Annotated in this window: 11 protein-coding genes, 1 tRNA gene and 1 pseudogene; 3 read left to right on the top strand and 10 right to left on the bottom strand. The window is 44.9% G+C overall.

The features are described 5' to 3' along the window. Positions 1–462: 462 nt before the first annotated feature. Positions 463–747: a hypothetical protein gene (locus V7L97_RS01695; protein ID WP_333652788.1), complete on the bottom strand. Its 285-nt coding sequence runs from the start codon at positions 745–747 to the stop codon at positions 463–465. Between the two features lie 209 nt (positions 748–956). Then, a complete protein-coding gene (locus tag V7L97_RS01690) occupies positions 957–2636 on the bottom strand; it encodes a glutamine--tRNA ligase/YqeY domain fusion protein (RefSeq protein ID WP_333652786.1) in 1680 nt (559 codons plus the stop codon). A gap of 55 nt (positions 2637–2691) precedes the next feature. Between V7L97_RS01690 and V7L97_RS01685 the strand changes: the two genes are divergently transcribed. The 3 genes from V7L97_RS01685 (at position 2692) to V7L97_RS01675 (ending at position 4102) form a co-directional block, all read left to right on the top strand. Next, positions 2692–2775 (top strand) — tRNA-Leu (locus V7L97_RS01685). A 53-nt stretch (positions 2776–2828) separates the two neighbouring features. Then, positions 2829–2975 (top strand): hypothetical protein, encoded by a 147-nt coding sequence (locus V7L97_RS01680; protein WP_333652784.1) that lies wholly within the window; start codon positions 2829–2831, stop codon positions 2973–2975. Beyond that, the gene (locus V7L97_RS01675; protein ID WP_333652782.1) at positions 2972–4102 is read left to right on the top strand and encodes an RNA ligase; all 1131 of its coding nucleotides are present in this window, start codon (positions 2972–2974) and stop codon (positions 4100–4102) included. Before V7L97_RS01680 ends, V7L97_RS01675 begins: the two co-directional genes overlap by 4 nt. Here the strand turns inward: V7L97_RS01675 and V7L97_RS01670 are convergent. The 8 genes and pseudogenes from V7L97_RS01670 to dnaK all read right to left on the bottom strand — a co-directional run bounded on the left by V7L97_RS01670 (position 4064) and on the right by dnaK (position 10866). Further along, positions 4064–4771: an RNA ligase partner protein gene (locus V7L97_RS01670; RefSeq protein WP_333652780.1), complete on the bottom strand. Its 708-nt coding sequence runs from the start codon at positions 4769–4771 to the stop codon at positions 4064–4066. The two genes, V7L97_RS01675 and V7L97_RS01670, sit on opposite strands and share 39 nt — an antisense overlap. A gap of 22 nt (positions 4772–4793) precedes the next feature. Continuing rightward, positions 4794–6107, bottom strand: coding sequence for a tetratricopeptide repeat protein (locus tag V7L97_RS01665; RefSeq protein ID WP_333652778.1), 1314 nt, complete (start codon positions 6105–6107; stop codon positions 4794–4796). Positions 6108–6193: 86 nt separating this feature from the next. Beyond that, positions 6194–6370, bottom strand: a pseudogene (locus tag V7L97_RS01660) (23S rRNA (pseudouridine(1915)-N(3))-methyltransferase RlmH); the annotation flags it as partial. An 11-nt stretch (positions 6371–6381) separates the two neighbouring features. Next, positions 6382–6630: a 23S rRNA (pseudouridine(1915)-N(3))-methyltransferase RlmH gene (locus V7L97_RS01655; RefSeq protein WP_333652776.1), complete on the bottom strand. Its 249-nt coding sequence runs from the start codon at positions 6628–6630 to the stop codon at positions 6382–6384. Next, the gene (rsfS, locus tag V7L97_RS01650; protein WP_333652825.1) at positions 6627–6974 is read right to left on the bottom strand and encodes a ribosome silencing factor; all 348 of its coding nucleotides are present in this window, start codon (positions 6972–6974) and stop codon (positions 6627–6629) included. Before rsfS ends, V7L97_RS01655 begins: the two co-directional genes overlap by 4 nt. Positions 6975–7054: 80 nt before the next feature. Then, the gene (locus V7L97_RS01645) at positions 7055–7828 is read right to left on the bottom strand and encodes a 16S rRNA (uracil(1498)-N(3))-methyltransferase (protein ID WP_333652773.1); all 774 of its coding nucleotides are present in this window, start codon (positions 7826–7828) and stop codon (positions 7055–7057) included. A 6-nt stretch (positions 7829–7834) separates the two neighbouring features. Then, positions 7835–8956, bottom strand: coding sequence for a molecular chaperone DnaJ (gene dnaJ / locus V7L97_RS01640; protein WP_333652769.1), 1122 nt, complete (start codon positions 8954–8956; stop codon positions 7835–7837). Beyond that, on the bottom strand, positions 8956–10866 hold the full coding sequence (dnaK, locus tag V7L97_RS01635; RefSeq protein ID WP_333652766.1) for a molecular chaperone DnaK: 1911 nt from the start codon (positions 10864–10866) through the stop codon (positions 8956–8958). The genes dnaJ and dnaK overlap by 1 nt, the downstream gene beginning before the upstream one ends. Between the last annotated feature and the right edge of the window lie 47 nt (positions 10867–10913).

The following is a 10913-nucleotide window of genomic DNA, read 5'->3' as shown; positions in this document are numbered from 1 at the left end:
AAGGGAATTAGCTGATGTTTAAATCAGCCGATAGCGGCGCGCCGCTCTTTTTCATCTCCCTTAATACGGCGCATTCAAACGACGAATGCGGTCAGATAGATTTTATCGTTAAATAGCAGCAAGTATTAACTCGGTCCAATTTGGATGACCATTTAAAATCAAGTGGCGAATAATCTTTTCTGCGAGGAGAGAATATTCTTGGAAATGTTCTCTCACTATATTTATTTTCGCAGGGTCATTACCGCAAAGAATGCCGCTATGTGCAAATTGCTCTTTATCCCGAGAATTTTGTCTGAGGCGAGAAAGTTATTTAGATTTTTTCTGCTACCTCTTGTCCGTATTCGTTAATTGCCCACAGAAACCACATATATCAATTGATAAATCAGATCCCCAAAAGGTACGTGGCTGTCTTTTGATTAGAGGAAATAACTGCTTTAAAAAGCTCTAACAGTTAGCTGATGGTTAGTTACGCTTATCCCCGTATCTGCTGCACATGGATTCTATAAAACCCTGAAGCTCCTTTGGCTCAAGCAGTCTGTCAGGCGGATTAGCGTCCTGAAGCATACAGGCTTTTGTAATTTTTTTCAGAAGGTTAATAACACCGTAATTGATAATATCTTCAGGAAATGAATCAGGGGCATTTTCTATCAGCAAAAGCTCTCCATACCAGCTTTCTTTTGTGGGAGCGATTCCTGCACAGTCATCTCCCCGAATAGCCTTTGGAGTTGCTCCTTTTGACAGTGCCATATTCCTGATACCCATATTTACAAGTTGAAGCCCCTCATGGCAGGATTTGAGCCAAGACCATGCCGCCCCTTTGTAATGGGGAGGAAACGAAACAAATTAACGCCGGAACAATAGATGAATGTACCATCGCCTCTGCTTTTATCAGGCCTTATCACAAAATACATGAAACCGTTAATATAGTCGTAGGTTTTCATACAACATCTGTAGTCTTACTTCTTCCCCTTCTGAATCTTTGCCCACTCGTCTTTCAGGGTAACGATGCGGTTGAAGACAGGTTTTCCCGGTGTTGAATCAACGGTGTCAACACAGAAGTAGCCAAGGCGCTCGAACTGGAATCTGTCTCCGGGCTTTGCGTCTTTCAATGAAGGCTCAAGACGGCATGATTTCAAAACTTCGAGTGATTTTGGATTTATATAATCGGTAAAGTCTTTGCCCTCTTCAACATCGTTTGGATTTTTTTTAATAAAGAGGTAATCATAAAGCCTGACTTCAGCTTCGATGGCATGAGGAGCAGAGACCCAGTGCAGCGTTGCCTTGACCTTTCGGCCATCAGGCGCATCGCCGCCCCTTGTGGCAGGATCATAGGTGCAGTGGAGTTCGACTATCTCTCCGTTTTCATCCTTCACAACATTCTCGCATTTAATGAAATAGGCATACCTCAGCCTTACTTCACGTCCCGGAGCGAGACGAAAGAATTGCTTTGGAGGGGTTTCCATGAAGTCGTCTTTTTCTATATAAAGCACCTTTGAGAATGGAACCTTTCTTGTTCCTGCATTCGGGTCTTCAGGATTGTTTATTGCATCCAGCAATTCCTCCTGACCTTCAGGATAATTATCTATTACCACCTTAAGAGGGCGCAGCACAGCCATTACCCTTGGAGCAACCTTGTTTAAATGCTCGCGCACGCAATACTCAAGGAGTCCCATATCCACGAGGCTTTCTTTTTTGGCAATGCCGATGCGGTTGCAGAAATTTCTGATTGCATCAGGCGTGTATCCTCGCCTTCTCATGCCTGCAAGGGTCGGCATGCGCGGGTCATTCCATCCTTTGACGTATCCCTCATTCACCAGTTTTAAAAGTCTTCTCTTGCTTAATACAGTGTGGCTTAAGTTAAGGCGTGCAAACTCTATCTGTTGGGGATGAAATACATTCAACTGGTCTAAAAACCAGTCGTACAAAGGCCTGTGGTCTTCATACTCCATTGTGCATATGGAATGCGTAACGCCCTCTATTGAATCGCTCTGCCCGTGTGCATAATCATACATAGGGTATATGCACCACTTATCGCCTGTCCTGTGGTGTTTTTCGTGTTTGATGCGGTACATCACAGGATCGCGCATGTTGATATTGCCTGATGCCATATCGATCTTTGCGCGCAGGGTTTTTGAGCCGTCAGGGAATTCCCCCTTCCTCATACGCTCAAAGAGATCGAGATTCTCTTCAACAGAACGGTTGCGATATGGGCTTTCCTTGCCCGGCTCTGTTAGAGTTCCTCGGTACTCGCGTATTTCTTCGGCGGTCAGGTCGCAGACGTACGCCTTGCCCATTTTTATTAATTGCACTGCCCATTCGTACAGCTTGTCAAAGTAGTCTGATGCATAATATAGTCTGTCCCCCCAGTCAAAGCCCAGCCAGCGGACATCCTCTATGATGGAGTCGACATATTCCTGTTCCTCTTTAGTCGGATTTGTATCGTCAAATCTGAGGTTGCAATATCCTCCGAATTCGGCAGCCAGACCGAAGTTAAGGCATATTGATTTAGCGTGACCTATGTGCAGATAGCCGTTAGGTTCAGGCGGAAATCTTGTAATTACCTTGCCTCCATGCTTTCCTGCAGCAACGTCTTCTGCAACAATATTGCGGATAAAATTTGATACCTGCACTTCCATAACCTGATTATTTTAACACATCCTCATTTATAAGATTTATGGTAAAATAAAACCAGCCGAAGTGGCGGAATTGGCAGACGCGCTAGGTTCAGGGTCTAGTGGTCGAAAGGCCGTGCGGGTTCGACTCCCGCCTTCGGCATTGCAGCCCTAAAAAGTCGGAGACTTTTTAGGGATATTTCATTTTCCTGAAAAATGAAAAAAGAAGCCATAAAATTAATCAAAAAGTCTTCCAGAGAAAAGATTCCTGTATCATCCTTGAAAGGAAAGGTCGTGCCGTCCAAGAAGAGAAAACTCATGGAAAAGGCATTAAAAGAAGAAGAAGAAACACTTCAAAGATGAACACACCTTATCCTGACTTCTTAGAAAAGCATCTCGCAGAAAAAGATATAACAACACTCAAAGAAAGAGAATCCCTCCACACGTCCCAGTTCAATAACATCACCTTTGTAAGGCTCTCGCAGGAATATAAATGCTATCCGCGGGGCACTGTTTTTTATGATAAAGGCATTATACCTGGCTATCCGAAGATTATGAGGATACTCCATCTTGCCAATGGAATAAACCGATATTTCAAAAATAAATTCTATGTCGAAGAAAAGGTGGATGGATACAATGTGAGGGTAGCTGCCATAAACGAGACTCCTATTGCATTTACACGGGGAGGATTTGTATGTCCATTTACTACAGACAGAATACAGGACCTCATCGACATTAATTTCTTCAATGAATATCCGGAATACATAATCTGCTGTGAGGTCGTGGGTCCAGGAAGTCCTTACAATACAGAAATCATCCCGTATATCGATGAAGATGTCGTCCTCTTTGCCTTCGACCTTCTAAATGAAAAGGGAAATCATTTGCCTGTAGAAGAACGTTACAGGATATTTGAACGCTTTAATATGCAGCAGATAAGAAGATGGGGGCCGTTTAATGTATCGGGCGGCACATCGGATGTGGATGCCGTAAAAAATATTATCCTCGAACTGGACAGGGATGGCAGGGAAGGAATAGTGATCAAGCCTGTTTCCGATGGCAAACCGGTAAAGTATGTCACGCTATCTTCATGTCTCAGGGATTTGCAGGCAACAACCCATCTCATCACAGAGCTACCCACGGGTTTCTTTACGCAGAGGATATTGAGGGCTGTGTTTTTCTGCCACGAATTCGGAATACCGTTCAGCAGCGAATATCTTATAAGCTCTGCAAAGGCATTGTACCTCATACCAGAAGAGACTTTAAGGGCAGTGGCAGAAGGCGAAAGCGTAAAGGAGTTTTTTGATGTAAGGGTGAGAAACAAAAATACGGTGGATGAATTAATACACCACCTGAACCGCTCAGGCGTCCGCACCCAGCTTGTATCCGTGGAAAAATCGGGCGATTATTACAGGGCAAAGTTTTACAGGATCTACATCAAGGGCACAAGAAAACTAAGGCACAGGCTCATGGGCAAGGGATTTTTTGATTAACTCTGTCCTCTTTATGGCGCTCATCAGGTATTCCTTGAACTTCTCAGGAAAGAGCCATCGTATGCCCAACTTTTCAGCCCATTTTATCAGACCATGGTCTGCTGTAATGAGCAGGGCATCAAGCTCCATTGCGAGCAAAAGCAGGTCCACGTCCTCCTTGCTGTCGATTATGCCTTCACGCAGCGCCTCTCTGTATTTCCTCCTCATGTCCTGAATAATCTCATCAGCCTTTTTGCTCTCCGCACTCCTTACAGCCTTCTCTGCAACCCTCAACCCCTTATTCACCCTTTCCCTTATATCCTCGATTAGCTCGTACAATAGAAAGGCTGGGGTTTTCAATTCATGTTTCTTCGGAGGCTTCTGGTGCAAAATCAGGAGGAGCTCTGCAGGTATTTTGTCTCTCTCTACAAAGTGCAGAAGCTCCTCAAAAATGGAAGGAGGCATGTAAAATTCAAGCACGTGTATCTGTGCTGCGAGGAAAAGAAATGTCTCCAAAGCCTCTGTGGGATTACTACCGAGACTTGTCCTCACATCAGGATTTACAAAGAGGCTCGTATCCAGAACAACATTTAACGGCTGTGATGCGTGATGGGTAATGGGTAATGGGGTTATTTTTGAACCTTTCCTTTTTGGTTTTGAGACTTTATTATCTTTTAACTCGTTACTCATTACTGATGACTCATCACTATTCTTACGCTTCGCAGGTGCCATATATATCAAGGCGGTAAGTATTCCATTCCATGCACTGGGGACATCTCCCTGACCAGTCCTCCGACCTGAAACCGCAATTGGAGCAGCAGTACTGTATCCTGAAGGGACGCCGTATCCCGCATGCCTTTTTTAGCTCGTCAAGCGCCTTTGGAATCTGGTTTCTCTTTATATACAATTCACCCCGCAGGCTGAAAAGCTCTGGCACGGAAAAAACATTGGTATCTATGGAATTCAATAAATCCATCGCATCCTCCACCATCTCAAGCCTGTAGTAAAGTTTTCCGAGGAGAAATCTCAGCCCGTTGTCCTGCGGGCTTTTCGCTATAGCATTCCTGTAAAACCGTATCAGTCTTCCCGGCTCTCCAACATTGATGAGCAGGTCTTCGAGGCGTACAAGTATTATTATGGATTTCAACTGCTCGTATGCCTTTTCCAGGAAGTTTATGGCCTCCTCTGTTTCTCCTCTGGTCAGGATGACCTCTGCAAGGCCGAGATAAGCAGGGATAAAACCGTCATTCATCTTAATCATTGTCCTGAATGCCTTTTCTGCCTTCTCCAATTCGCCGCTTTCGAGGCTTGAGCGTGCATATTCATATTTATAGCCGAGCAGTCTGTGTTCTTCCTGCTGCTTGTCGCTTTCGCTGTGCTCGAGCTTGATTATTGTCCTCTGCAGGGACAGGAGATCATCCCACATATCCTTCTTTTCAAGGATTGCACGCTTCCTGTAAAGGGCAGTAAGGTTTTCAGAATCTATATCGAGTATCTCATCGAGGTATTTAAGGGCATCGTCATGCCTCTGCATCCTCTCCGTCACTGTCTCTATGGAAAGAAGCGCCTGCAGATTTTTTGGATCGATGTCTTTTGCCTTTCTGTAATAGTCTAATGCAGTCTTGTAATCCTTGTTATTGAGAGATATGTCGCCGAGTCTCAAAAGGGCATCTATATGCTCCGGGTCTTCCTTGAGTATCTCCTTCAAGGCATCCTTTGCCTCTTCTTCTTTATCGCCGAGTATGGCATTCAGGGCCCTTGAATAGAACTCCTGTATCCTCGCCTCTCTTTTCTGCCTCTTCTGATACTGGAGATTGTCTATGACCCGCTTTGTATCGCGTATAAAGAAAATAATGAGTACAGCAAGGGCGCCCACGGTTGTAGAGAGGAGAATGAGGGCAATCTTCGGGATCTCATAACTGCTTCCGAAAGGAACCTTTATGCTCACAATATCTTTATTCTCGACAGCGAAAAACCCGAGTATTGCAAGAAAGACCAAAAATATCAGTATTGCTATCTTGCCCATCAGTTCACTTCGCAAGTGGGACTTTGTCCCCTTGCGAAAACCCCCCTTTTTACAAAATTTCTAAGTTGTTATTAATATCTCTGACATTAATAATGATAATTCTTACCTTTTATAATGGTCATTGCCCTGTAAAGCTGCTCCAGAAATACCAATCTCGTCATTTCATGAGTTAAGGTCATCTTTGACAATGCAATAGTATCTGACGCCTTCTCCCTGACTTCATCAGAAACCCCTAATGCACCGCCCATAACAAAATCGACACTGCTTTTATCATTTAAATATCGGGAAAATCTATCGAACTAAATTCTTTCCCGCGCTCATCGAGCAATATATAAGAATCTGTCTGTTTCAATATCCTCCTGCCCTCCATGGAACGTGCCTCATCCCTTATCTTCCCTTTTTCGTCTTTTATCTCTATTATAGAAATCTGAGCCATGTGTCTTAGCAATTTAAGGTAGTGATTAATTCCTTCAATCAGATACCGCTCCTTTGTCCTGCCCACCCAGAATATCCTAATTTTCACTTCTCACTTCTGACTTCCAGCTTCTCACTTACTTGTATCCTCGGTGCATCCAGCCAGAACTTCTCAAGCTCATAATACGCCCTTGTCTTTTCTTCAAAGACATGGACAATTACATCTCCATAATCCATCAAAACCCATCGGGCAGTATTCAAGCCTTCGATGCCCGCTGGCTTTTGCCTGTGTCCCCTTAATTTCTTCTCCACATTTTCGACGATTGCCTTGACCTGTGTGGTGCTTTCGCCAGAGCAGACGACAAAATAATCTGCAATTATCGTAAGGTCCTTTAATTCGAGGACGACTGTGTCCTTTGCCTTTTTATCCAGTGCCGCCTGTGCAGCCTCTATTGCCTTAGCCTTGCTTTCTATGTGCGTAATGCTCCTTTCTGATTTTTGTGACTATTATAGCAGAATTTAAGGCCAATTTCTCAGGATTCAAGCAAAAACTGCACTAATGCCACCGATACAATTGCCGCTGTCTCTGCACGGAGAACCCGTTTGCCGAGTGTCGTTCTGATAAGCCCATGCTCCTCTGGCAGCTTTACTTCTTCGACTGTAAAACCGCCTTCAGGGCCGACAAAAAGGTGAATGGGTGAATCGGTGAATGGGTGAATCGGTGAAGGAGAAATTTTAAGAACCGCCTCTTTCAAAGATATTCCTCCTTCTTCCCAGAAAATAAGTCCGTTCATCTTTTCATTACTCCAATACTCCATCACTCCTTTTTTTTCATTGTCTTGACCCTCCAAAAATTCATTAAATTGAATCGGCTCATGAACAGTCGGGATAACTGTCCTTCCGCACTGCTCTGCAGCCTCCTCTGCAATCTTCTGCCACCTCTTCACCTTTCTCGTCTCCTTAACAATACACCTTTCAGTAATAAGCGGAATTATCTCTTTTACTCCAAGTTCGGTAGCCTTTTGAATAACCAAATCCATTTTCTCGCCCTTCAGTATTCCCTGGCATAAGATAAGATTTAATGCAGATTCGGTATACAGTGCCATTTCACGGAGTATGTTTATGAAAACATGTTTCTTTGCAATCTCAGCAACCCCAGCCTCATATGCCTTCCCTTTGCCGTCAATGATTGTAATAACATCGCCTTTTTTGCATCTCAGAACAGAAATGAGATAATGAGATTTGTCGACATTAAGTTTAATGCCTTCTTTTTTTGCTATATCTTCAGGGGGAACGAATATTCTCAAAGATATCTACACCGAAAACAGGTCCTTCAGCTTATTCTTAAACCCCTTTGTCTCCTCTACATTCTCCTCGCTTATGCGTGCGAATTCTTCGAGGAGTTCCCTCTGCCGCGGAGTGAGTTTTTTCGGCACATCTATATAAACGCTTACTATCTGGTCTCCCCTCTGGTGGCTTCCGAGTCTCGGCATGCCTTTGCCCTTTAGATGGAAGGATTTTCCTGAAGATGTGCCTGCAGGAATCTTGAGTTTAGCAGGCCCGTTCAGCGTTGGGACTTCTATCTCGCCTCCGAAAACAGCCTTTGGAAAGGATAAAGGCACCTGACAGTAAATGTCCATGCCATCCCTTTTGAAGAATGAATGTTCATCTACATTTATGACCACATACAAATCTCCGGGAGGGCCGCCATAACTTCCGAAATCACCTTCACCGCTCAGTCTCAACCGTGAGCCATTGTCAACTCCTGCTGGTATCTTTACCGATATTTCCCTCTGAACCCTGACCTTACCGTTCCCTTTGCAACTCTTGCATGTACTTGTGATTATCCTTCCCGTGCCATGACACTTCCCGCATGTTTTTGAAACACTGAAAAATCCCTGCTGGAATCTTATATGTCCTGTTCCTTTGCAATTGGGGCAGGTTTCAGGTGATGTGCCTGGTTCAGCGCCTGTTCCACTGCATACATCGCATGGCTGCCACCTCGGAACCTTTATGGTAATTTCAGAGCCGAAGGCAGCATCTTCGAGGGTTATGTTGAGGTTGTATCTTAGGTCAGCGCCCTTTGTGGGCTTTGCCTTTTTATATCCGCCAAATGTGCCGAAGAAGTCATCGAATATGTCTTCGAATATATCTGTAAAGCCGCCAAATCCAGTGCCTGCACCGGCTTCGAATCCTCCAAATCCAGCGCCTGCACCAAAGCCCTCTGGTGTGCCGTACCTGTCGTAATTGGCGCGCTTTTTAGCATCACCAAGACATGCGTATGCCTCGTTTATCTCCTTGAATTTTTCCTCTGCCTCTTTGTCGCCCTGATTCCTATCAGGATGGTATTTTAAGGCGAGTTGCCGGAATGCCTTTTTAATCTCGTCCTGAGTGGCATTCCGGCTGACTCCAATAATTTTATAATAATCTTTCATTATTTATTCTTATCCACATCCTCGAATTCTGCTTCAACAACCTCTTCTTCCGTAGATTTGGCCTTGGACTCTGCTCCTGCCCCTGCACCGACCTGCTGTTGCTGCGCTGCCTTGTATACATGCTCGGCAATCTTGTGGGATGCCTTTGTAAGCTCCTCTATCGCTGTCTTAATTTCAGATGCATCGCTGCTGGATTCTTTGACCTTCCTGCATTTTTCGAGGGCAGCCTCAATATCCTTTTTCTCGTCCTCTGTAAGCTTGTCGCTGTATTCCTTAACAGATTTCTCGACAGAATAGATGAGGGTATCAGCATTATTCCTTACCTCAGCCAGCTCTTTTTTCTTATGGTCTTCTGCTGCATGTAATTCTGCATCGCGCATCATCCTTTTTATCTCTTCATCTGTAAGACCGCTGGATGCAGTAATCCTTATGGACTGCTCCTTTCCTGTGCCAAGGTCTTTTGCAGAGACATGGAGTATGCCGTTCGCATCAATATCAAATGTAACATCAATCTGAGGCACGCCCCTCGGTGCAGGAGGTATTCCAACAAGTTCGAATACCCCGAGCAGCTTGTTGTCTGAAGCCATTTCCCTCTCTCCCTGATAGACTTTAATGGTAACGGCAGGCTGATTGTCGGATGCCGTGGAGAATATCTGGGATTTCTTTGTGGGTATTGTCGTATTCCTCTCTATCATCTTTGTAAATATGCCGCCGAGGGTTTCGATACCAAGGGACAGGGGAGTTACATCCAGAAGAAGGACTTCCTTTACCTCACCCTTTAAAACAGCAGCCTGAATAGCAGCGCCAACTGCAACAACTTCGTCGGGATTGACGCCCTTGTGGGGCTCTTTCCCAAAATATTCCTGCACCACTTGCTGCACCTTTGGCGTCCTTGTCTGTCCTCCAACGAGTATAACCTCATCGATATTGCCTGTGGAAAAACCTGCATCAGAAAGCGCCATTTTGCAAGGCCCTATAGTATTCTGTACAAGGTCATCTGTGAGCTGCTCGAACTTTGCCCTTGAGAGCTTCATCAATAAATGCTTCGGTCCTGTGGCATCGGCAGTTATAAACGGCAGGTTTATCTCTGTCTCTGATGCTGTGGAAAGCTCTATCTTTGCCCTTTCAGCAGCCTCCTTCAGTCTCTGGAGAGCCATCTTATCCTGTTTGAGGTCTATTCCCTGCTCCTTTTTGAACTCCTCGACCACCCAATCGATGATCCTCAGATCAAAGTCATCGCCGCCGAGATATGTATCGCCGTTTGTAGATTTAACCTCTATGACGCCCTCTCCTATTTCGAGCACCGAGATATCAAAGGTTCCTCCTCCGAGGTCGTATACAGCAACCCTTTCTTCTTTTTTCTTTTCAAGTCCATATGCGAGAGCCGCTGCAGTAGGCTCATTAATAATCCTCAAGACATTGAGCCCTGCAATCTGTCCTGCATCCTTTGTTGCCTGCCTCTGGCTGTCGTCAAAATATGCAGGGACAGTAATGACCGCTTCTGTAACGGTTTCTCCGAGATAGTCTTCTGCTGCCTGTTTCAGCTTCTGGAGTATCATGGCAGATATCTCGGGTGGAGAATACTTCTTGCCCCTTGCCTCTACATGTGCGTCACCGTTCGGCGCCTCGACTATACGATACGGAAGCCTCTTTTTTGCGTGGTCAACCTGCGAGGAATTATACTTTCTGCCCATCAGCCTTTTTATGGAAAATATGGTATTTTCGGGGTTTGTTATGGCCTGCCTCTTTGCTATCTGCCCGACAAGCCTCTCGCCCTTTTCTGTGAATGCAACAACAGAAGGCGTTGTCCTGTTGCCTTCCTGATTGGGTATTACTACCGGCTCGCCGCCGATCACAACTGCAACAACCGAGTTTGTGGTGCCGAGATCTATTCCTATTGCCTTTCCCATTTTTCCTCCTTGTTCTATTTTAAGTAATTAAGTTATTAAGTTATTAA

Origin of the sequence: Dissulfurispira sp. (assembly GCF_036745535.1) — a bacterium.
Classification (GTDB): Bacteria; Nitrospirota; Thermodesulfovibrionia; order Thermodesulfovibrionales; family Dissulfurispiraceae; genus Dissulfurispira.
The sequence above is the reverse complement of the archived record's forward strand: the minus strand, read 5'-3'. Positions and strand labels throughout refer to the sequence as shown.